The organism is Streptomyces sp. TRM70350, assembly GCF_019219825.1.
Taxonomy (GTDB): Bacteria; Actinomycetota; Actinomycetes; order Streptomycetales; family Streptomycetaceae; genus Streptomyces.
The window spans coordinates 133690-155273 of record NZ_JAHUXH010000014.1 but is presented as its reverse complement, the minus strand read 5'-3'; the positions used below and the strand labels follow the sequence as shown (position 1 = coordinate 155273).

The 21584-nt window shown below is 74.4% G+C and carries 15 protein-coding genes and 3 pseudogenes; 8 read left to right on the top strand and 10 right to left on the bottom strand.

The genetic code is table 11. From position 1 onward, the window contains the following. Positions 1-41: 41 nt before the first annotated feature. Both KWI83_RS22150 and KWI83_RS22145 read left to right on the top strand, forming a co-directional pair. A pseudogene (locus tag KWI83_RS22150) lies at positions 42-524 on the top strand (DNA-binding response regulator); the annotation flags it as partial. 427 nt (positions 525-951) lie between these two features. Beyond that, on the top strand, positions 952-1746 hold the full coding sequence (locus KWI83_RS22145) for a hypothetical protein (RefSeq protein ID WP_218516111.1): 795 nt from the start codon (positions 952-954) through the stop codon (positions 1744-1746). Positions 1747-1992: 246 nt separating this feature from the next. Here the strand turns inward: KWI83_RS22145 and KWI83_RS22140 are convergent, their stop codons facing one another. After that, complete coding sequence (locus tag KWI83_RS22140; RefSeq protein WP_308122133.1) at positions 1993-2721, bottom strand: GAF and ANTAR domain-containing protein; 729 nt, start codon at positions 2719-2721, stop codon at positions 1993-1995. A 637-nt stretch (positions 2722-3358) separates the two neighbouring features. Further along, entirely contained in the window at positions 3359-3553 is a 195-nt protein-coding gene (locus KWI83_RS40030) for a hypothetical protein (protein ID WP_308122132.1), read from the bottom strand. A 206-nt stretch (positions 3554-3759) separates the two neighbouring features. Here KWI83_RS40030 and KWI83_RS22135 point away from each other — a divergent pair, with 206 nt between their 5' ends. Further along, positions 3760-5103: a helix-turn-helix domain-containing protein gene (locus tag KWI83_RS22135; protein WP_218516110.1), complete on the top strand. Its 1344-nt coding sequence runs from the start codon at positions 3760-3762 to the stop codon at positions 5101-5103. Between the two features lie 73 nt (positions 5104-5176). After that, the gene (locus tag KWI83_RS22130; protein ID WP_218516109.1) at positions 5177-5359 is read left to right on the top strand and encodes a hypothetical protein; all 183 of its coding nucleotides are present in this window, start codon (positions 5177-5179) and stop codon (positions 5357-5359) included. Positions 5360-5479: 120 nt separating this feature from the next. Here KWI83_RS22130 and KWI83_RS22125 read toward each other — a convergent pair whose 3' ends face one another. From KWI83_RS22125 to KWI83_RS22105, 5 genes are all read right to left on the bottom strand, one after another. Continuing rightward, positions 5480-6838, bottom strand: coding sequence for an extracellular solute-binding protein (locus tag KWI83_RS22125; RefSeq protein WP_308122131.1), 1359 nt, complete (start codon positions 6836-6838; stop codon positions 5480-5482). Between the two features lie 261 nt (positions 6839-7099). Next, positions 7100-9691, bottom strand: a complete 2592-nt coding sequence (locus KWI83_RS22120; RefSeq protein ID WP_218516108.1) for a caspase family protein — start codon at positions 9689-9691, stop codon at positions 7100-7102. A 4-nt stretch (positions 9692-9695) separates the two neighbouring features. Further along, on the bottom strand, positions 9696-10055 hold the full coding sequence (locus KWI83_RS22115; protein WP_218516107.1) for a hypothetical protein: 360 nt from the start codon (positions 10053-10055) through the stop codon (positions 9696-9698). Positions 10056-10115: 60 nt separating this feature from the next. After that, the gene (locus KWI83_RS22110; RefSeq protein ID WP_218516106.1) at positions 10116-11171 is read right to left on the bottom strand and encodes a hypothetical protein; all 1056 of its coding nucleotides are present in this window, start codon (positions 11169-11171) and stop codon (positions 10116-10118) included. 125 nt (positions 11172-11296) lie between these two features. Then, complete coding sequence (locus KWI83_RS22105) at positions 11297-12505, bottom strand: PP2C family protein-serine/threonine phosphatase (RefSeq protein ID WP_374106345.1); 1209 nt, start codon at positions 12503-12505, stop codon at positions 11297-11299. Between the two features lie 118 nt (positions 12506-12623). Here KWI83_RS22105 and KWI83_RS22100 point away from each other — a divergent pair, with 118 nt between their 5' ends. Beyond that, positions 12624-13112: a hypothetical protein gene (locus tag KWI83_RS22100; RefSeq protein WP_256362626.1), complete on the top strand. Its 489-nt coding sequence runs from the start codon at positions 12624-12626 to the stop codon at positions 13110-13112. A 92-nt stretch (positions 13113-13204) separates the two neighbouring features. Here the strand turns inward: KWI83_RS22100 and KWI83_RS22095 are convergent. Further along, positions 13205-14028 (bottom strand): annotated as a pseudogene (locus KWI83_RS22095) (helix-turn-helix domain-containing protein). Between the two features lie 335 nt (positions 14029-14363). On the opposite strand from KWI83_RS22095, the gene KWI83_RS22090 reads away from it, so the two are divergent. Then, entirely contained in the window at positions 14364-15290 is a 927-nt protein-coding gene (locus KWI83_RS22090; protein ID WP_308122130.1) for a hypothetical protein, read from the top strand. Here the strand turns inward: KWI83_RS22090 and KWI83_RS22085 are convergent. Continuing rightward, positions 15196-16514, bottom strand: a pseudogene (locus KWI83_RS22085) (PLP-dependent aminotransferase family protein). The gene KWI83_RS22090 and the pseudogene KWI83_RS22085 overlap by 95 nt on opposite strands. An 86-nt stretch (positions 16515-16600) precedes the next feature. Here KWI83_RS22085 and KWI83_RS22080 point away from each other — a divergent pair. Together KWI83_RS22080 and KWI83_RS22075 are read left to right on the top strand one after the other, a co-directional pair. Beyond that, positions 16601-17383, top strand: a complete 783-nt coding sequence (locus KWI83_RS22080; RefSeq protein ID WP_218516104.1) for an alpha/beta fold hydrolase — start codon at positions 16601-16603, stop codon at positions 17381-17383. Positions 17384-17484: 101 nt separating this feature from the next. Further along, entirely contained in the window at positions 17485-19428 is a 1944-nt protein-coding gene (locus KWI83_RS22075; RefSeq protein ID WP_218516103.1) for an FUSC family protein, read from the top strand. A 21-nt stretch (positions 19429-19449) separates the two neighbouring features. On the opposite strand, the gene KWI83_RS22070 is transcribed toward KWI83_RS22075, so the two are convergent. Continuing rightward, entirely contained in the window at positions 19450-21525 is a 2076-nt protein-coding gene (locus KWI83_RS22070) for a PhoX family phosphatase (protein ID WP_218516102.1), read from the bottom strand. Positions 21526-21584 lie beyond the last annotated feature (59 nt).

The window sequence follows — 21584 nt, the reverse complement described above, 5'->3', positions numbered from 1 at the left end:
TCCCGTCGGACGTCCGTTCCTCGAGGCGTTCACGATGGACCACGTCCACGATCTGCGCCGATCCCACCCTCTCCGCCACCCGCGTCCTGATCCTCACCACCTTCGAGACGGAGGACTACGTGGCTCAGGCACTGCGCGCGGGCGCGAGCGGCTGCCTGGGCAAGGACGTCACGGCGGGCACCCTGCTGGCCGGAATCCGCACGGTGGCCTCCGGCGAGGCACTGCTCTCCCCCACGGCGACCCGCACCCTCATCACCCGCTTCCTCACCACCCCGGCCGCCGGCACCCAACTCGCCTCCCCGGAACGCCTGTCCGACCTCACGGACCGAGAACGCGAGGTGATGGCCCTGGCGGCGGAGGGCAAGTCGAACACGGAGATCGCCGAACACCTCACGCTCAGCCCCTTGACGATCCGCACCCACATCCACAGAGCCATGACCAAACTGGCCGCCCGCGACCGCGCCCAACTGGTCGTCATCGCGTACCAGACGGGCCTGGTACGGGCTACGCCGCCGAGGTCGTGACGGGGCGACGAAGGTGATCCTCGTGGCAGGGGTCGCGAAGTGGTTCCAGGCACTGGCCGAGGAGGACTGGTTGCTCCCACGAAGATCGCCTCCGCTGCACCCGCCGCCGCCATGCTCCGCACCCGCCTCGCCGACCGTTTCAAGGCCGCCGTCCAGGCACTCGCCCAGGGGCAGACGGCCTATCTCCACGGCGGCCGGACGCCACCGCCGTAGCCGGCAGTAGGAATGCGTCGGCGCGGCCGACGGTCGCCGACCAGATGGCGGTCGGTGCTCGGCCTCCCGGCCGACCCCGCTCACCCGTACGGCCCGTCGCCTTGACCCGTACGGCCCGCCCCCCTGCCCCGTACGGCCCGGCGTGCTGGTGACTCGGCGGGCCGGGTGGTCTTGTTGATCCACCCCCTTCGGCAAGTCCCCTGGAGGCACCCCGATGACCCCGCGCCTCTCCGCCCGCTTCTTCGTCGTCTCCTTGGTGTCGGCGGCCGGGTTGATCGCCGTCGGTGCCTGTTCCGGACTCGCCTCCGATGTCGCGCGGTACGCGACCTCCCCCGGGCTCTCGTCCAGCTCGCCCGACTCCTCGCCTGCGCCCCCCAAGGCACCGCCCGCCCTCACCGACGACCAGGCCCGGGCCGCGCTCATCACCGAGGCCGATCTCGGGGACCCCTGGGCGCCCACGCAGGGCATCGCCACCTGGCGGGACGGGTTTCTCAAGGCGTCCGCGCCTCGCGGGATGCCCGACTGTCAGCGGTTGCTCGACGTGCTGTACAGCGATGAACTGCTCGGGGCGCCCGCCCGTGCCGTCGTCGGGCTCGATGACGGGTACGCCGACGCCCAGCTGCGGTACCAGGTGTCCGCCCAGCGGCCCACGGAGGTCGATCGGGCGCTGGTCTGGATGCGGACCCTGCCGCAGAGGTGCCGACAGTTCACGGCCACCACCGCGCGCGGGGTGGTGCAGGGCGTGCAGGTCGTCGACTCCCGGTTGCCGGCGTTCGGTGACGCACGGCAGGGGCTGCGCGTCACGGTCACCCGGGACGACGACGGTCAGGGCGCCGGTCAGCCCGTGACCCTCACCCTCGACGTCGCCGCCGTCCGCGTCGGCGAGGACGCCTTCACCGTCACCAACGGCGGGATCGGCGAGGTGTACCCCGAGGTCACCCAGGCCGCGGCCGAGCTGGGGGCGAAGCGGCTGGCGGAGGTGCGCAAGCAGGGGCGCGTGCAGGTGTGAATCCGGCGCACGCGGCACCCCATCAGCCCACGGCACGGCCCGGCCCGGCTGGCCCCGGCTGGCCCCGCCAGGGCCCTGTCCGGCGGATCAGGTTGCAGACGCAGGACATCGACGGCACCTCCATGAGCGCAGCTGAGTGGGGGCGACGGGGGCGTCCCGCGCGAGCTCGTGAGCGTGGCGTGCCAGATCCCGCGGCCGCGGCATGATCCGCCGGGCAGGCGTCAGCAACGCTCGTGATCAATACAGCTAGTCCCGCTCGAAGCGCTCCCTGTGCGCCACCACCTCGTGCGCGACGTCGAGCACCGTCAGGCCCCGTGCGAACGCGTGCCCCCGCAGCCGCGCCAGCGCCGCGTCCGCGCTCACGCCCAGCTGGGCCATGACCATGCCGATGGCCTGGTGGACCTCGTCGTGCCCGGTGGCCAGTTCGCTGAGCCAGACGCCGTCCGGGGGGCGGGCGCCGTTCTCCTCGCCGGTGGGCAGGGCCATCAGGGCGACCGTCATGACGCCGGCCATGAGGTACGCCGTGCGCAGTTCGCGGGGACTGAGCATGCCGGGTACGTCGCGGTAGAGGTCCAGCGTGCCCAGGCATCCCGCGTCGTCGCCGAGCGGCAGCGCGTACACCGCCCGTACCCCGAGCTCCGTCGCCTGCTGGGCGAAGACCGGCCAGCGGTCGGCGTCCCGGCCGCCCGCCAGGTCGGACGCGATCACGGGTGCGCCGGTGCGCGCGGCGTGCAGGCACGGGCCCTCACCCAGGGTGGCCTGGACCTCCATCAGGTACGCCGCCCGGTCGTCGCTGGCGCTCAGCGGTACGGGCATGCCCTCGTTGCACAGCGACACGCTCGCCCGGGCCACCGGTAGCAGCCGGACCGCGACGCGGCACAGCCTGTGGGGTATCTCACCGGGCTCGGCGCCCCGCACCCCGTCGGCGATCGCGTCGGCGGCCCGCGCCTGTTCCGGTTCGTCCCTGGGCCGCACGGCGACTCCCTCCTCCGACGACCGCTTCGGACGACGTGGGATGGCGTCGCACGCGGCGGCACCACACACCACGACCCGCCCGGAAACGAGGCCCGACTACCCGTACCCGGCCACCCGAAACCGCGTTCGCCCACCCACGGCCCGCACAGGGGAGTCCCGGACCAGTCGGCGTCCGTCCCGCGTCAGCTCGCGGCGCACCGTCCGCCGGAGCACTGGCCACCCGGATGTCGACGAGGTCAGGCCCTGCGACCCGCCGCCCGGCAGCAGCCCGAAGTGGCCCGCCCTCGGGCGGGCACGGCGCGGACGCGGGCCCCGGCGGGCCGCTGCGCGTCCCTGGCCGAGACGATGAGGGCGCACCGGCAGGTGACCGCCCCACGCCCGCGCTCACCGCCCTCGGTCACCGGCTGTCGCCCCGGCTCACCGCCCTCAGCCCCCGGCTCACCGACCTCGATCACCGACTGTGGCCCCGGCTCACCAGCCTCGGTCACCGGCTGTCGCCCCGGCTCACCGCCCTCAGCCCCCGGCTCACCGACCTCGGTCGGCGCCTGAAGCCCGCGCTCACCCAAGCTCGGCCACCACCTGCCACCCCCACTCACCCAAGCTCGGCCCCGGCCCCCAGCCCCCTCACCACCCTCACTCACCGGCTCTCGCCGCACGCCCCCTGCACAGACGTCTGCACTGGGTCCGCAGCCCGCTGCACTGCGTCCGCAGCCCGCGCAGGCCCCGCGTTCGCCGCCGTGATCAGGGCCGCGGCCGCGACGACCGCCGCGGCGAACGCTCGGGCGTAGCGGGCGGAAGGGCGTCCGTGGGGAGCGGATGTGGGTCCGTGCACGGCAACCTCGCAACGACAGTGGGGGGTTAAGCAGCCTTAATCTCGTTCCTAACCTAGGGGGTTCCGAGGTCGACCTGGAAGAGGTCCGGGGGGAGTCGGCCCATCCCGCCCGGCCCCGGGCGGCCACAGCCGACCCGCCCTCGACAGCGGCCCTTCCTCCCCCAACACCCCTCAACATAAGTCCACTTACTGGCATGATTAAGCCCATGGCGAAGCGGGACGACCCGGAGACCATCGGGCGCAGGGTGCAGCAGCTGCGGCACGAACGCGGCCTCACCCAGCGGCAGTTGGCCGAACCGGCCTACACCCCCGCCTACATCTCCACCCTGGAGGCCGGCCGCGTCCGCCCCTCCGACGAGGCGCTGCGCCACCTCGCCGACCGCCTCGGCGTCGCCTTCGACGAACTGGCCACCGGCCGCCCCGCCCGCCTCGCCACCGACCTCCGCCTCCAGCTGACCGAGGCCCAGCGCACCCTCGCCACCGGGGAGGCGGAGCAGGCCAGGGTGCGGTACGCCGCCCTGCTCGCGCAGGCCGAGACGCACGGCCTGGTGGACGAGCAGGCCACCGCGCTGCTCGGCCTCGGCGAGTGCGCGCTGGACACCGGCGACCTGACCGCCGCCCGCCGGCACTTCGAGCGCGCCGAGAAGACCCTCGACGAGGCACCCCTTCCCGCCCGCGTCCCCGCCCTGCGCGGCCGCGCCGTCGCCCACTACCTCGCCGGTGAACTCCGGTACGCCGTCTACCTCCTGGAGTCCACCCTCGACGAACTCAACCGCGGCGGACTGCACGACCCGGACGCCCTGCTCCTTCTCTACGCCGCCGCCATCGGCCCCTACATGGACATGGGCGCCCATGCCCGCGCCGCCCAGGCCGCCGAGTTCGCGCTCGCCCTCGCCCCGCAGGCCGGCGACCCCGCCCTGGTCGCCCGGATGCACCGGCAGGTCGCCCGCACCCTGGTCGCCGAGGGCCGCCTCGCCGAGGCCGACGCCTCGCTGGTCAAGGCCGCCGAGATGTACCGCCAGCTCCAGATCCGTACCGAACTCGCCAACTGCCACTGGATGCGCGGCTACGTCTACGCCCAGAACGGCGACCTGGAGCGCGCCGAGACCGAACTGCGCGCCGCCCAGGACATGCTCTCCGCCCAGCGCGCCGCCCTCTACAGCAGCCAGGTCGCCGTCGAGCTCGCCGACGTACTGCACCGGCGCGGCAAGTCCGAGGCCGCCGCCGCCCTCCTGAACGACGTGCTCGGCGACCTCTCCTCCGAACGCGGTGCCGTACATGCCGCCGCCGCGCACCGCCTCCTCGGCCGGATCGCCGAGGACGCGCGCGACACGGAGTCGGCCGAGGAGCACTACGTCCGCGCCCTCAGCCTGCTGGAACGCGCGGGCGCCGCCGGTGACCTGGCCGACCTGTGCCGACTGCTCGGCGATCTGCTGCGCCGCACCGGCCGGGTGGAGGCCGCGCTGGACGCGTACCGGACGGGACTGGGCCACCGTACGGCCCCCGGCACCACCACCCTCGGGCCCGCACCCGCACAGCCCCCTCTGTGACGACACCGGGGCGACGCACAGCGGCCCTGGCCAACCTCTGCGAGCACCGACCGGACGACCGGAAGCAAGGCGCGTGGAGGATGTGGCGCATCAGGAGAACCAACCGACACTGGCCGACGGGCTGCGGGTCGGCATCCGCGCGCTCGTCCACACCGCCGTCGGCGGCACCGCGCTGATCGCCCTCGCGACCGTCGCCTCCGTGCTCGGGCCCGTGCCCGCGCTCGACCTCTCCACCCCACCGGTCGTGGCCTGGTGAACGGTGTTCACCGTGATCACCGTGCAGGGCGTGCGTGGGCACGGACGGGGCGTGGCCGCCCGTGCTCGACGCCGGGAGCGTGCGGACAGTGCCGGAACCGGCGAATCCCTACGAGCCGCGCTAGTCGGGCAGCGCTCTCTTCAGCGCCGCGTCCAGGCTCTCCGCCAGTGCCGCGTCCCCCGGTGGGCGGTCGCCGAACAGGGCGCCCAGCTGGGCGGTGAACGTCTGGGTGAAGGCGCCGTACAGGGCGGTGCGCGGGCGGTGCACGGCGTTTCGCAGGGCCGGGAGCAGGATGCGGCGGGCGTAGGCGGGGCGGCCGGCGGTGTCGCGGGGCATGCGGTCGGCGCTCTCGCCGGACGGGGCGGGCGCAGCGGCCGGGGCGGTGCAGCGTACGGCGTCGTCGGTGTACGCGGACGCGCGTGTCGCCGCGAATCCCGCGTCCAGCAGGCAGCGTTCGCTCTCCTTGCCGGTGAGGTACCTGATCAGCTCCAGCGCCTTCGCGGGCCGCGGCGAGGCGCCGGTCACCGCGAGGTTCTGCCCGCCGAGGACGGCCCGGCCGGGCAGCGGGGCGACGCCGAGCTGTTCCTCGGTGAGGCTCTGGTGCAGGGTGCGGTAGGCGTACGGCCAGTGCCGCAGGAACGCCGTGCGGCCGTCCTCGAAGTCGCCGAGGGTCGCGGCCTCGTCGGAGTGGACGGCGTCCTGCAGGAGGTACGGCGCCTGGGTGCGCCGGCGCAGCTCCGCGACGCCCTCGGTCAGCTCGTCGACGGTGGCGCTGTAGTGGCCGTCGGCGTCGGTGAGGGCGAGATCGGGCACGGCCGACGCGAACGCCTCGACGGCGTTGACCGTGCGGCCCTCGTAGGCGGCGAGCTGGGTGGTCCAGCCCTTCTCGTAGCCGTCGGGCGGGTTCTCGTCGAGGGATTCGGCCATGGCCTCCAGCTCCCGCCAGTCCAGGCCGCCGCTGAGGTCGGTGCGCTGCACGCCGCCGTCGCGGAGGTGGTCGCGCCGGTAGTAGAGGAGCCCGACGTCGCTGTTGAACGGCACGGCGTAAACCCTGTCGTCCCAGCGGGCGGTGTCGGCGACGGACTCGATGACGTCCGGGTCGAGTACCTCGCCGGGCAGCGGGCGGACCAGACCGGCGGCGGCGAACTCCGGCACCCATGTCACGTCCACGATGACGACGTCGTAGGCGGCGCTGCCGGACTGGAGGGCGCCGAGCAGCTGGCTGCGCTGTTCGTCGGCGCTGCCGGGGAGTTCGACCAGGCGGGCCCGGTAGCCGGTGTTGTCCTGCTCCTGCTGCCGGTTCCAGGCGTCGATGAGCTGCTGCCGGATGCCGTTCTTGCCGGTGACGTCCCGTCCACCGGCGACCACGATGTCACCGGGCACATCGGCGGTGGGCCGGACCCGCGTACCGTCCCCGCCGCCCGTGCACGCCGCGACCAGCAGCAGAACCAGCAACACCGCGAGCCGTCGGACCCTCACCGCTCCCCCCTTCCGGTACCCGCACCGAGCTCACCGTCGGCGCCCGGACAACCGCCACCGCACGCCACCGCGCCCTCCGCGCACCCGACCAGCAACACAACCAGCAACACCACCCCCCGCCCCACCCTCACCCCACCCCCGCTCCGGTACCCGCACCGAGCTCACCGTCGGCGCCCGGACAACCGCCACCGCACGCCACCGCGCCCTCCGCGCACCCGACCAGCAACAGGACCAGCAGCACCGCGAGCCGCCGCACTCCCCTCACCGCTCCCCCGTTCCGGTCCGGGCGACCTCCGCGCTCAGGCCCGTGCCGAGTTCGTCATCGGCGTCCAGGCAGCGGCCGCCGCTCGCCACCGCGATCAGGGCGTCCGGCTTGCCCGCGGCGCAGCCGCCGCTCGCCAGCGACACCATGGTGATCGGCACGTTCGTCAGGCGGGCCCGGCTCAGTACGTCGTCGAGGCGGGCGCCGGTGAGGCGGCCGGCGTCCTCGTCGTCGGTGATGAGCACGATCAGCTGGGGCCGGTCGTCGTCGGCGCCGCGCTCCGCCATGTCGTCGAGCGCGGCCACCAGGGCGGCGTACGGATCGGCCTCGGCGTCCCGGACCCGGGCCCCGGCGTCGATCGCGGCCTCGGCGGACCGGCGGCTGTGCGGGCCGAAGGGCAGCAGGGTCTCGTACGAGCGGTCCCCGATGTCCGCCACCGCCCACACGCCGTACGCGTCCCGCCTGCCGAGCCCGCCCAGCGACTGCTTCAGCAGCCCGGGGCCGCCGCTCGGCCCCTGCCACAGCCCGGCCATCGAACCGGAGCTGTCGAGCAGGAACAGCACCCGCCCGGGTCCGCGCGCGTCCCGGTACTTCCGCAGGGCCGTCTCCATCGCGTCCCGCCCGGCCGACTCGATGAGCAGGGACGGCGCGGGCAGCACCCCGTCGGGGACCTCGTCCGCGTCCAGCAGGGGCCGGTCGCCGGTGGCGGCGCGGAACCCGGCCGCGCCGAACGCGGCCCCACCGCCCTCCCCGGAGAGCCACGTCCGGAAGTCCTCGGCCGCCTCGTCGCGCGCGGCCCGGTCCCGGTCGGCGCCCTCCCAGCGGACCCGGACGAAGACGGGCTCCAGGCCCGGTACGTCGCCGGGGTACTGGGCGATACGCGGGCTGCGCGTCGTACGGTCGCAGCCGACGCCGCTCTTCATCAGGAACTCCGGCACGAGCGCGGCGGTGCGGTGGTCCACGGCGTCGTCGTCGGGCAGCGCGCACAGCAGGTCGGCGGCGGTGGGGGAGGGCGGTCCCGGCGGGGCGAGCTGCTGCTCCACCCGGCCGGGGTCGGCGCCCGTGCCGTACAGGCCGATCGTGGCGAGCAGCGCGGCGTCGGCGAACTCCGGGTCGGGACGGCGTACTTCGGCGTCCTCGTGCCGCTCGCGCAGGGCGTCGAGCATGCCGGTCAGCGGGCCGCCGACCCGCTCGTCCAGGGAGGCGGCGGCGAGCTTCGCGGGCACGGCCAGCACGATCGGGGAGTACGCCAGCGCCCGGTCGTCCGGCGTCAGGCGGGCCAGCGCGTCCGTGTCCTGGTCGTCGGTGACGCGGGCGGCGTCCGCCCGCGAGGCGGGGATCCAGATGTCGGGCTGCGGGCCGATGTCGCGCTGCGGGTTGAGGTCCTCGTTACGGGGCTCGTGCCAGGCGGCCGACTCGTGGCGCAGCGCGGTGACCGCGTCGGCGGAGCCCGCGCTGTAGACGGTGATGCCGCTGCGCCGGCAGCCGTCGCCGGTGGTGTTCGCCTCCGACGTCAGATACGCGTCGGCCGCCGCGCTGACCGTCGCCTCCAGGTCGGGGTCGGTCAGGACGCGCAGTTCGAGGGGCGGGACGCAGGCGGCGGAACCGCCGACGAGGCCCGTCAGGGCGCACAGGCCGAGGCCGGTGGCGGTGAGGGAGAGAAGGGCCGTGATCCAGGTGGCGAGGAACCGGTGCGGTGACGGTGCCGGACGGGGGTTCGAGGGCTCCGGCCGCGACGGATGCGACAGATGCGACAGATGCGGCGGATGCGGCCGATGCGACGGCCGCGACTGCCGCGACGGCCGCGGCTCGGGCGGTCGTACGGCACCCGCGTCGGGCCCCGTCGGTCTCTCCTTCCGCGCCGACAACAGCACGTCCTCGTCGTGCTCCGCCCGGCTCTGCGGCGTCCACGGCTCCTTGCGCAGCGTCTCGTGACGCCCCTTCGCCATCCGCTTGCGCAGCGCGTCCGACACCTCCCGGAACCCCAGCTCGCCAGGCGCGTCGAGCAGGTGCAGCAGCTCCCCGGTGAACGGCGTCGGCGTACCGCCGTCCCCCGCGTCGGTGCGGTGGTTGGCCTGCACGCTCATCAGCAGCAGGACGCGCCGCTTGTCCCGGAAGTGCTCCCAGATCCACGCCGCGTTGCCCGCGAAACAGCAGTCCAGGATCACCACGATCCGCTCGGCCGGGCTGCTGGCCAGCCAGGTCAGCACGGTGGTGAACATCTCCGCGCCGGGGAAGACGGCGTGCCCGCCCGCGATCACGCTGGCGTTGCGCATCTGCAGGAACAGCTCGTCGCCCGCGCTGGGGATGGCGCCGTGCCCGGCGAAGTACAGCAGGAGCAGCCCCTCGGCCTCCTCGGCGGCCGTGCGCAGCGCGCGGTCGAAGTCGTCCAGCGAGGGCGAGCGTTCGACGGTGATCTCGTCCGCGCCGAAGACCCCGCCGCGGGCGAGGGCGTCCCTGAGCCGGTCCAGGTTGTGCTCGACGGCCGGGAGGTCGCCGGGCACACCGTGCGGCGGCTCGGTGAAGTCGTATGTGGAGACACCCACGATCAGTGCCCGGTTCACCCTCCCCCGCGGGTCGAAACGGGTCACCGGTTTACCCGTCGAGGTCCACTGGTTCCACGCTGCCCTCGGGCGGATCGCCGTCCTCCACCTCGCGCCGGTTGGCCCGCCAGGCCTCCACGGCCTGGCCGACCTGCACCAGCAGCTGGTTGAAGGCGACGGTCGCGGCCGCGCTGACCAGCGCGACGACGATCTCCATGCCGACGCCCATGGGAGCGCCGGTCTCGTCGGTGCGGCGCCGCTCGTGGATGCGGAGCTTCCCCGCCCGCACCAGCTCGTCCAGGCGCTGCTCCCGCTCCAGCCACTTGCGCAGCGCGCCGATGTCGCTCTCGGTCGCGGTCTCGTCCAACCGGACGCGGATGACCCGGCCCGTCACTCCGTCCCCGTCAGCCATAACTCACCATCATGGCAGCGGGGTTGTCGCCTGGGGAGGGTCCGGACGCGGCCGGTGCGTTCAGTTCTGCGTCTGCAGCTGCCGCAGCTGCCGCTGTACGTGGTCCAGGGCGCCGACCCGCCGCCCCGGCACCCGGCCGCGCACCTCGGCGAGCACCGCACCCAGTTCGCGGGCCCGCGCCGGGTCGCGGATCTCGGCCCACTGGTGGTGGGCGCGGTCGACGGCCGCCTCGACGGCGGGCGCGTCCGGCGCCTGCCCGGCGGCCAGCCGCGCCGACGCCACCGCGAGCCAGGTACGGCAGCTGCGGGCGGCGTCCCCCGCGAACATCGCCAGGTCCGCCCGCACCTCCGTCCAGTGCAGCGCCTCCTCGGAAGCGGGCCCGTGTGCCCGTACGGCGGCCTGCTCCCACCGGGCGGCCAGGGCGTCGGCGTCGGCGTGCCGCCCGGCCTGCACGGCGGCGGAGATGGCGGCGTGCGGATCGCTCACGCCGGGCGCCCGCGCGGCGAGCACGATGCCGGGGGCCTCCCCCGTGATCCGACTGAGCGCCTGCTGGTGCAGCTGCTCCACGGGCGGCCGGTGCCCGCTGCGGAGCAGGGTCGCGACGGCCTTCATGTACGACGGGTCGGCCACCGTACGCCGCTGCGGCGGCGGCGCGATCCGCCCGTACACGGCGCAGTTCCGCCCGGAGTCGAGCGGGGTGCTCCGCAGCCGCTCCCAGCTCTCCGCGTCGGCGTGCAGATCGAGGAAGACGGTCGTGGTGCCCGGGGCGCGCAGCCGCAGTTCCTCCCGGAACCAGTGCCAGGGGAAGCCCGTGTAGCGCACGGTGGCCGGTGTCGTGCGTGCCAGCGCCAGATGCGGCAGCCGCTGCCGCCGGTCCAGCAGGAGCTGCCCGGTGACGAACACCGTCAGCGGGCCCACGGTCCCGGCGGCCGCCCGCAGCCGCGTCAGCACGGCCTGCGGCTCCACCGGGTCGGCCAGCTCGACGACGTTGGCGGTGTCCGTGCCCGCCAGCACCCCGGGCGCGACGGCCGCCAGCACGGGAAGCACCGAGGCCGCGTCCACCAGCCGCCCCTTCCCCACCGGCGAAGCGGCCACCAGCAACACGGTCCCCGGCATGGTCCCTCCCTGTCGATCACGTACGTCAGCACCGTAACCGCTGCGCCGCCCGCCGGACCCGGGACGGCGGACGCCCACCCAGGCGCTGTGCCGGAAGTGCCGCGATGTGCCGTCGATCGTCTCCCTCACCCCGACCCGCTGTCGCTGTGGATCCTCCGCACCGCGAACACCGTCGTGTCGTCCTCCAGATGCCCCCGCGAGTGCCGCAGCACCCCGTCGCGTACGAAGGCCACCAGGCGCCGTGGCTTCGCGGTGCGCGGGTCGGTGGTGACGGCGCGGGTCACCTCGACGGTCAGCGGGTAGAACGTGTCGTCCGGGCCGCGGGCCTCGGTGACGCCGTCCGTGGTGAGGAGCAGGGTCTCGCCCGCCACGAAGGGGAATCTGCGCACCGGGGGCAGGGTGGGCGCACCCCGGGGGACGAGGTCGCCCAGGCCGAGGGGGAGGCCACCGCCCGCGGGCAGGGTGCGCACGCCCTGTGGGCCGGCGATGAGCGGGGGGTCGTGGCCGAAGTTGACGACGTCCACCGCGTCCGTCGCGTCCGGGGGGAAGCCGAGCAGTACGGCGGTGGCGAAGCGGTCGAAGTCCGCGCGGCCGAGGGCGGCGACGTGGTCCCGGTGCCGCCGGATGCGTGCCTCCAGGCGCTCGGCGACCGTGGCGAGGTCCGGCTCGTGGTAGCCGGCCTCGCGGAACGTGCCCAGCAGGGCCGCCGCCGCCTCCACCGCGCCGAGGCCCTTGCCCTGGACGTCGCCCACCAGGACTCGGGTGCCGTGCGGGCCCGGCTGGATGTCGTAGAAGTCGCCGCCGACCCGGGCGTCGGTGTCGGCGGCCAGGAACACCGCCGCGTGGTCGAGGCCGCCCCACCGCGCGGGCAGCGGGCGCAGGACGGTGCGGCGGATCGTCTCGGCGATGCCCCGGATGCGCAGGATGCGCTCCTCGCCGCGGATGCGGACCGCGCAGGCCGCCGTGGCGAGCAGGCCGCCCAGCGCGATCAGGATGAGGTCGGGCAGCCCGACATGGAACTCGTCGGGCCAGGCGCTGTCCACGACGAGGTACGTCAGCAGCGACAGCACCACGAAGGCGGCCGTGGCCCACACCCCGCAGATCGCGGCGGCGATACCGGGCACCAGCACGATCCAGGAGATGATCCGGAAGTCGTCGGGCGTGAAGACGTCCACCACCGCGATCCCGAGCAGGAGCAGCAGCGGCGGTACCCAGGCGACGCTGCGGCCGCGCACGCGCAGCATCTGGTGCGGCAGGGCCTCCCGGCGCCCGGCGCGGGGATACCGGTCGAGCAGGCTGTGCATCCCGCCGCCCCCGGTCACGGGCCTGGTCATGCACCACAGCGAAACACGCCCTCGTGCCGTGCGCATCCGAACCCCGGCCACCCGACTTGCCGCCCGCCCTCCCGCGGTGTGCCCTGGAAGGCGGGGGCGAGGAGAGAGGAGTGCACCCATGGCTCACGCGGCACCCGCGCCCGGCGCACGGCCGCCCGGCGCCCCCGTGCCCGCCACCGGCCCGCACGGCGCGCCCGCCACCCGGCCCGGCGCCACCCGCACACCCGACATCTTCAGCCCGCGCACGCACGCCATCGCACACTGGGCCGTACCGATCTGCGTCGGGCTGCTCTACGGCTACTGGGCCGCGGCGAACCGGCGCGGCGGCGGCCCCATCACCGGCTGGAACCTGCTGTTCGGCTTTGTCACCGCGCTCGTGTTCGTCGTGGTGTACGCCGTCGTGCGCCAGGCGGCGGCGCGGCTGCGGCGCGGGGCACACGCGCTGGCCTGGGCGGCGTTCTGGGGCGTCGCGTTCGGCTTCCTGTACAACCAGACCGGCCCCAGCGTGCTGCGCTCGGCCGCCTTGTCGGTGGTGATCGCGGGGGCCGTGTTCGTGGTGCTGTTCTACCGCTACTACACGCACGAGGACACGGGCCCTGGCGCCTAGTCGCCGTATCGCGGCAGGCCATCGCCGGGCAGGAACGCGGGTCGAGGCCCTCGTTCGCGAACTGCCTTCATAGGGAAGGGGACGGGACGGCGTCAGGCAGCCGTGGCAACTGGCGTGCGGCAGTCGCGGCAGCGGCCCGGTTCGGGGCGCGGAAGGCGCGGTCGCAGCCGTCGCAGGTCTGGCGGGGGTGACGTACGGCTTCCGGTGGTGGGGCGGGGGCGCGGAACGGGGGTGGGGGCGGCAGGTGCGCGGTGAGGCGGTGGGCCAGGAGGGCGGCGGGGCGGCGGAGGCCTTCGGGTGGGAGGTCGGTGGTCAGGGCGTGGCGTACGGCGGTGGGGGTGACGTCGCGTTCCAGCCAGGCGGCGACGCCAGGGGCGAGGTGGGCCGTGTCGCAGGCGGAGAGCAGCAGCCCGGGGTCGTGGCGGCGGAGGCCGGCGAGGAGGTCGGTGGCGGCCTGGAGGAGGGCCGGGGAGGGGGAGATCGGCTTGGGTACGGCGGGGAGGGTCCTGCGGAGGGCCGGTCGCTTCGGTTCAGCGGGTCGCGGCGGGCGGGGGCTCGGGCGGGTGCCGGGCTGGTTGCAGGAGATCGTGCGGGTGATGATGCGGCCGCCGGGGATGCGTTCGCGGACGCGGCGCAGGTAGCCGTGGGCCTCCGGTTCGCGCAGGGCGGCGGCGATGCGGGTGGCGCCTTCGTGGAAGCGGGCGGCGAGGGTCTTGATGTCGACGCGGGCACCCGTGGGCAGCGACTGGATGTGCAGGGCCAGGCCCATCGCGACCAGCGAGAGTTCGCGGTGCTGAGCGAGGTCGTTGCCGATCACCGTGCCCTCGCTCCGGGATTGCCCGTCCCGGCGAGGGCCGTCACATGTCTGCGGTTGTGTTGCGCTGAGCGTAGGGCAGGCAACCCGTCCCGAATCCAGCCCAGTTGGTGATGTTCACCCGGCTGAGTGAGTTTGCGCGGCGGGCGGGAGGGGTGGGGCTTGGTCGGGTGTGCGGCCCAGACCGTCTTGCGCGTGGACCCCGGCTTGGTGGCCGGGGTCCACGCCTTCCCTCATCCCTCCACTCACCGGACGACGGACAGCACGCCCCGGTCGTCCGACGAGGCCCGAGAAACGCTTCCCTTCCAGGAAACACCCGTTCGGCCCAGCCCTCCACCGGAGAGCGAAACCCCGGCTCCGCCACCACGACTCGGCACATACACCCGATTGCAGGCGTACCGCTCGCACCGCCCGCCCCCAGGCCGTTGTCTGAAGGGGTGTCCCCCGGACCAGCACACGCCCCCCGCCTGCGCGGCGCCCTGTCCGCCGCGCTGATCGCCCTGTGCTGCCTGCTGGTCCCGTTCGGCGCGCTGGCCGCCTGGGCGGCGTACGGCCTGACCGACACCGGCCGTTACGTCCGCACGATGGCGCCGCTGGCCGGTGACCCGGCCGTGCGGGAGGCGGTCGCCGACACCGTCGGGGACGAGGTGGCGCACCGGATCGACGGCACGCGGGGCGCGCTGGGCCCGTTCGTGCGGGACACGGCGCGTTCGTTCACCCGGACCGACGCCTTCCGGGCGGGCTGGGACGCGGCGAACCGGGCCGTGCACGACGCCGTGCTGCGCGCCCTGCGCGACGACAACCACCCGCGCGCCGCCCCCGTCACCGTCGACCTGGCCCCGGTCACCACCCGCATCAAGCACCAGCTCGCCAACGACAACGTGCCGTTGGCCCACCACATCCCGGTCCGCCACACCGAGGTCGCGGTCCTCGCGCCCGACGCTCTGGACCGGCTCCGAAAGGGATACGACGTGCTGGAAGTCGCCGCCCTCTGGCTGCCGGTCGCGGCCGTCACCTTCGCCGTCGCCGGGATCGCCGTCGCGACCTGCCGCCGCCGCGCGCTCGCCGCCACCGCCCTCGGCACGGCCCTCGGCGGCGCCCTGCTCGGCGCGGCCGTGGCCGTCGGCCGCGCGCTCACCCTGTCCGACCTGCCCGCCTCGGTCTCCCGGCCCGCCGCCGGCGCGGTCTACGACGCCCTCACCGCGACCCTGCGCACCACGTCCTGGCTGCTCGTGGGCCTGGGCCTCGCGGTGGCGCTGACCGCCTGGGTCACCGGCCGTTACGGCCGTCTCGCACGACGTCGGCCAGCACCCGTGACGCCCGCTCCAGTTCCGCCTCAGCAGCCGACGCGAGCCCAAGCCTGACGGCGTCCGGCGTGCGGTTCGCGCCCGCGGCGAAGGCGGTCCCGGGCGTGACGGCGATGCCGTGCGCGGCGGCGGCCGCCGTGAAGGTGTCCGCCCGCCACGGCGGCGGCAGCTCCCACCAGGCGTAATAGGCCCCCGGGTCGCTCCGTACGGCGAAGTCGCCCAGCCACCGCCGCACGATCCGCTGCCGCCGCGCCGCGTCCGCCCGCTTGGCCGCCACCAGCCGCTCCACGGTCCCGTCCCCGAGCCACCCCACCGCCGCCTCGAGCGCGAACCGCCCCGCACTCCACCCCCCGGACCGGATCGCCCCCGCCACCGCGTCCACCCGTCCCGGCGGTACGACGAGAAAACCGACGGTGAGTCCGGGCGCGACACGCTTGGACAGACCGTCGACGACGTGCGTGAGGTGCGGCGCGTGGACGGCGAGGGGCGGCTCGGGCCGGAGGAAGGACCAGATGCGGTCCTCGACGACGGGGATCTCCAAGTCCACTGCCACCTGGGCGACGTGGCGCTTGCGCTCCTCGCTCATCGTCACCGACGTCGGGTTGTGCAGCGTCGGCTGGACGTAGAGGGCGGACAGGGGCGCGCTGCGGTGGGCGCTCCTCACCGACTCGGGCAGGAGCCCGTCCTCGTCCATGGCCAGCGGGACCAGTGTGCTGCCGAGCCGGGCGGCGATCTCCTTCACCAGCGGATACGTCAGCTCCTCGACACCGACCCGGCCGCCCGGCCGGACCAGGGAGGCGAGGGCGGCGGCGATCGCCTGCCGGGCGTTGCCGGTGAACAGCAGCCGTCCCGGGTCGGGGCAGCCGAGGAGCCCGGCGGCGGCCTCGCGGGCGGGGGCGGTGCCGGTGGCGGCGGCCGGGCGGAGGGCCTCGGTGAGGGTGTCGGGGTCGAGGAGGGGCGCGAGGGCGGGGGCGAGGAGACGGGACTGGCCGGGCGCGGTGGGGTAGTTGAGTTCGAGGTTGACGGGGGCGGCGGTCGACGGCTCGGTGAGCGCCCGGCCCCCTGGCGCCGTCGGCGCGGCCCGCACGAAGGTGCCGCGCCCGACCTCGCCCACCACCAGTCCCCGGCGCACGAGTTCGCCGTACACCCGCCCGGCGGTCGACGCGGCGATCCCGCGCCGCCGCGCGAACCCCGCTGCGGCGGCAGCCGTTGGCCTGGCCTGAGCCGCCCGGCGGCGATGTCGGCGGCGATGCGGTCGGCCAGCGCCAGATAGTCGTCCACGTCGCCCCACCCTCGCCGGATCCGGATTGCACCGAGAGCAAAGATCCTATTGCACCGAGGAGTTGGGCCCACCTAGGGTCGACCACATGACCTCCTTCCTCGCATACGAGGACAAAGGCGCCGATACGCCGTCCCGGCCGCCCCTCGTCCTCGTCCACGGCCACCCCTTCGACCACACGATGTGGGCACCGCAGATCGAGGCGTTCGCCGCCGAGCGCCGCGTCATCGCCCCCGACCTGAGGGGCTACGGCGCGTCTCCGGTCACCCCCGGCATCACCCCGCTCTCCGTCTTCGCGCAGGACATCGGGGCCCTGCTGGAGGAGCTGAAGGTGGAGTCGTACGTCCTGGCCGGGCTGTCGATGGGCGGCCAGATCGCGATGGAGTGCTACGCCCGCTTCGGCGACCGCGTCCGGGGACTGGTCCTCGCCGACACCTTCCCGGCGGCCGAGACACCCGAGGGCAGACGCGCCCGCACCGCGACGGCGGACCGGCTGCTCCGGGAGGGCATGCGGGGGTACGCCGACGAGGTGCTGGAGAAGATGGTCGCCCCGTACGCGTCCGCCGAGGTCAAGGCCCACGTCCACGGCATGATGACCGGCACCCCGCCGGAGGGCGCCGCGGCGGCCCTGCGCGGCCGGGCCGAACGCCCCGACTACCGCGAACTGCTGACCCGCGTCACGGTCCCGGCCCTGGTGGTGGTCGGCGCGGACGACACGTACACGCCGGTGTCCGACGCCCGGGCCATGCACACGGCCCTGCCCGACTCCACCCTCCACGTGATCGACGGCGCGGCCCACATGCCGAACCTGGAACGCCCGGACGACTTCAACGCGGCGCTGAGGGAGTTCCTGGCCCGAGTGGACGCCTAGCGCCTCTCCGTCACGCTCAGCCCCGCTCTGTCCCGCTCTGTCCCGCTCAGGCGGAACCGGCCGCTCCTGACCGGACGTGATCAAACGGCCATAATGGCCCCATGGCCCGCGAGTTCCCCGTCAGTCTCACACCGCCCGACTGGCTGGTCAGGAACCTCCGGTCGCAGCCGGCGCCCGTCAACCGGCCCGCCGTCGCCCGAGCGGCCGTCTCGCTGGCGCTGCCGCTCGCGATCGGGCTCACCGTCGACCGCCCCGCCTACGGCGCCCTCGCCGCCATGGGCGCCCTGTCCGGCGTCATCAGCGACACGGCCGCCGCGTACCGGCTGCGGGTGCTGACCATCGCCGTGCCGCAGCTCTTCGGCGCCGTCGGCGTCACCCTCGGCACCCTCGTCCACGGCCACGGCTGGGTCGCCGTCGCCACCGTCACCGGCGTCGCGCTGGTCTCCGGGATGATCTCGACGATCGGCGCGATCGCCTCCGTCTCCGGGCTGCTCCTGCTGCTGAACGCCGTCATCGGGGCGGGGCTGCCGCTGCCGGGCGAGTGGTGGACGGCGCCGCTGCTGCTGTCCGGCGGCGGGCTGCTCGTGCTGCTCCTCGCGCTGCTCGCCTGGCCGCTGCGCTCCGGCGTCCCCGAACGCGCCGCCGTCGCCGGCACCTACCGGGCCGTCGCCGATCTGCTCGCCGTCTGCGGCGCCGACTCCGCGGTGGCCTACGACGACGCCCGCCACTCCGCCACCCTCGCCCTCAACGAGGCCTACGACCTGGTCCTGTCCCACCGCGCCCGCCATCACGGCCGCAGCCCCGAACTGACCCGTCTGGTCGCCCAGTTGAACGCCGTCACCCCGCTCGTCGAGGCCGCCCCCGCCTCCCACCTCAGCGGACGGCCGCTGCCGCCCGAGGTGCCCGCGGCCATCCACGCCCTCGCCGACGCGGTCGAAACCGGCCGTACCGAACCGCTCCGGCTCCGCCTGCCGACGCCCGCCACCGAAAGCGCCCGCGCGGTGGACCACGCCCTGCGGCACGCCGCCGACGTCGTCACCGCGCCGGACGTCGACCCGTACGGCATCGACGACCTCGGCGGCCCCGCCTCGCTCGGCGTCCGCACCGCCGGGGCCGCCCGCAACACCGTCCTGTCGGCCGGCTCCTGGCGCTACGGCCTGCGCCTCGCCCTGTGCATCGGCATCGCCCAGGCCCTGGTCTCCCTCGTCCCCGTCCCGCGCTCCTACTGGGTCGCCCTGACCATCACCTTCGTCCTCAAGCCCGACTTCGGCTCGGTCTTCTCCCGCGCCCTGCTGCGCGCGCTCGGCACGGTCGCCGGGCTGGTCGTCGCGGCGGCGGTGCTCTCGGAGGTGCCGCGCGGCTGGTGGGACGTACCGGTCCTGCTGCTGCTCGCCCCGCTGATCCCGGCGCTCACCCCACGCGGGTACGGCTATCAGACCGCGGCGATCACGCCGGTGATCCTGCTCCTGTCCGACATCCTCAACCAGGAGGGCACCGGCCTGCTGCTGCCCCGCCTGGTCGACTCCCTCATGGGCTGCGCGATCGCGCTGACCGCCGGGTATCTGCTGTGGCCGGAGAGCTGGCGCACCCGGGTCGGCGACCGCCTCGCCGACGCGGTGGCGGACACGGCCCGCTACGTCGAGACGGCCTTCGCCGCCACGGCGGACCCCGCGGCCCGCGCCCGGATGCGCCGCCGCCTGTACCGCGACCTGTCCGGCATCCGTACGGAGTTCCAGCGCGCCCTCACCGAACCCCCGCCCACCGGCCGCCGGGCCGCCGCGTGGTGGCCGCTGGTGATCGCCGTGGAACGCATCGTGGACGCGACGACGGCGGCACGGGTCCGCATCGGACACGGATCCGCACCGCCGTCGAAGGCAGAGATCGATCAGGTGGCCCGGCAGCTGAGGGAACTGTCCGAGGGCCTTCGCGAGGCGGAGACCCTCACGCCCGTCCGCACCGGCCTCACGGGCCCGGCGGGCAGCGTCCTGGAGCCGCTGCGGCAGGAGGTGGCGGCGGCGAGAGCCATCGCCACACCCCGTGCCTAGGCGCCGGCCGCGGGCAGCCGGTCAGGCGCCTATGTCGCAGCCGTCCTTGCGCCACACGGCCACGACGGCCGGGCGGACGTACGTGCCGGGTCCGTCGGGCCAGGTGCTGGCCGGGTTCTCCACGGACGCGCCGTCGACCTCGCCCGGGTGCTGTACGGCGACCAGGACGCGGCGGTCCTGGATGATCGGGCCGCAGGTCTCGGCGCCGATCGGCACGGTCAGGAACTGCTTCAGCTCACCGCGCCGGTCACCGCGCGTAGCGACACCGAAGAGGCCGTCGTGGGAGCCCAGGCGGTTGCCGTCGGTGGAGATCCACAGGTTGCCGTACCGGTCGAAGGCGACGTTGTCCGGGCAGGAGATCGGGCTGACCTGGTCCTTCGGGAAGCCGGCGAAGTAGGTGGCCGGGTCGTCCGGGTCACCGGCGACGAGGAACAGCGACCAGGCGAACTTGGTGGCATCGGCGCGGTTCCAGCGCTCGGTCAGCTCCAGGACCTGCCCGTGCTTGTTGGCGTTGCGCGGGTTGGCCTCGTCCGCCTTGGCGTTCGAACCGACACCTCGGGCGCTGTTGTTGGTGAGGGCGAGGTACACCTTGCCGGTGTGCGGGTTGGGCTCGATGTCCTCGGGCCGGTCCATCTTCGTCGCGCCGACCTTGTCACCGGCGAGCCGCGTGAAGACGAACACCTCCTCGGCGGTCATGCCCTCGACGTGGGACACCGCGCCGTCCGCGGTCGCCGTGGCCAGCGGGATCCACTCGCCGGAGCCGTCGAACTCGCCGTCGCGCGGCAGCTTGCCGGTGCCGTCGATCTCGATGGCCGGGGAGTCACCGGTGAGCTTGGCGACGTAGAGGGTGCCCTCGTCGAGCAGCGACAGGTTGTGCTCGCGGACGGCGCGGGAGTGGCCCTTCTTCATGCGCTTGCTGCCGACGAACTTGTAGAAGTAGTCGAAGCGCTCGTCGTCACCGGAGTAGACGACCGGACGGCCGTCGTGCGTCAGGCGCACGGTCGCACCCTCGTGCTTGAAGCGGCCGAGGGCGGTGTGCTTGCGCGGCGTGGAGGTCGGGTCGTACGGGTCGAACTCGACGACATAGCCGAAGCGGTGCGGCTCGTTGGGCTCCTGGGCGACGTCGAACCGCTTGTCGAACAGCTCCCACTTGCGGCCGCTGCCGCCGGTGGGCATGCCGTAGCGCCTGTCCGTCGCACGGCTCGCGTTGGCGAAGTACTGGTTGAAGTTCTCCTCGCCGTGCAGGGTGGTGCCCCACGGGGTCACGCCGCCCGCGCAGTCGTTGAGGGTGCCGAGGACCTTGGTGCCGGTCGGGTCGGCGGAGGTCTTGACCAGGTCGGACCCGGCGACCGGGCCGGTGAGCCGGAACTCGGTCGTGGCGGTCACACGCCGGTTGAGGTGATGCCGCGGCACGGGCGTCAGCTTGCCGGTCCTCCGGTCGCCCTCCACCACGACCGCGGACAGCCCGTGCGCGGCCCAGGCGATCTCGACCTGCTCGCGGGTGGGGTTGTCCTCGTCGTAGTCGCGGAACATGAGCATCTCATCGGTGTACTCGTGGTTGGCGACGAGGATCTGGCGGTTGCGCTCGCCGGGCAGCGGCAGCAGCGCGAGGAAGTCGCAGTTGTACCCGAACTGACCGGCCTGGGCCTTGGCGGTCTGGTTCTCCGGGTCGAAGGCGGGCGCGCCGCGCAGGATGGGGTCGCCCCAGCGGATGACGACGTTCTGGGCGTACCCCTCGGGGATGGTCACGGTGTCGTGGGTGTTCGGCGCGACGGGCGTGAAGCGCAGACCGCGAGCGCCCTTGTTGCCCGGCTTGCCCGGCTTGTGCCAGCGGTCGGCGGGCGCGGCCTCGGCCTGCGGGGCGGCGGCGACGGTGGCCGCCGTGCCCGCGGCGGCGGCCGCGGTGACGACGGCGGCGGCACGCATCACGCTGCGGCGGCTCAGGGCGCCGGCGATGACGTCGCCGACGTACGGGTTGGCGGTGGTGTTGGGCACCTCGTGGAAGCAGGCGTCACCACAGCGGAAACGGCAGGTCAGAGCGGACCGACCGCCCGCATGCGAGTCATTCGTTCTGATAATCGGCAGCAGGTTGCGCACTTTTACTCCCCTTGCTTCCCCTTGAATCCAGCGTGACGGACGGTAGGAGCACGTTTGTG

What these genes read in the sequence shown, in the direction of transcription:
- KWI83_RS22080 (WP_218516104.1), top strand. Translation starts at nt 16,601, where the DNA reads ATGACCTCCTTCCTCGCATACGAGGACAAAGGCGCCGATACGCCGTCC.
- KWI83_RS22115 (WP_218516107.1), bottom strand. Translation starts at nt 10,055, where the DNA reads ATGGCTGACGGGGACGGAGTGACGGGCCGGGTCATCCGCGTCCGGTTG.
- KWI83_RS22105 (WP_374106345.1), bottom strand. Translation starts at nt 12,505, where the DNA reads ATGACCAGGCCCGTGACCGGGGGCGGCGGGATGCACAGCCTGCTCGAC.
- KWI83_RS22145 (WP_218516111.1), top strand. Translation starts at nt 952, where the DNA reads ATGACCCCGCGCCTCTCCGCCCGCTTCTTCGTCGTCTCCTTGGTGTCG.
- KWI83_RS22135 (WP_218516110.1), top strand. Translation starts at nt 3,760, where the DNA reads ATGGCGAAGCGGGACGACCCGGAGACCATCGGGCGCAGGGTGCAGCAG.
- KWI83_RS22100 (WP_256362626.1), top strand. Translation starts at nt 12,624, where the DNA reads ATGGCTCACGCGGCACCCGCGCCCGGCGCACGGCCGCCCGGCGCCCCC.
- KWI83_RS22110 (WP_218516106.1), bottom strand. Translation starts at nt 11,171, where the DNA reads ATGCCGGGGACCGTGTTGCTGGTGGCCGCTTCGCCGGTGGGGAAGGGG.
- KWI83_RS22075 (WP_218516103.1), top strand. Translation starts at nt 17,485, where the DNA reads ATGGCCCGCGAGTTCCCCGTCAGTCTCACACCGCCCGACTGGCTGGTC.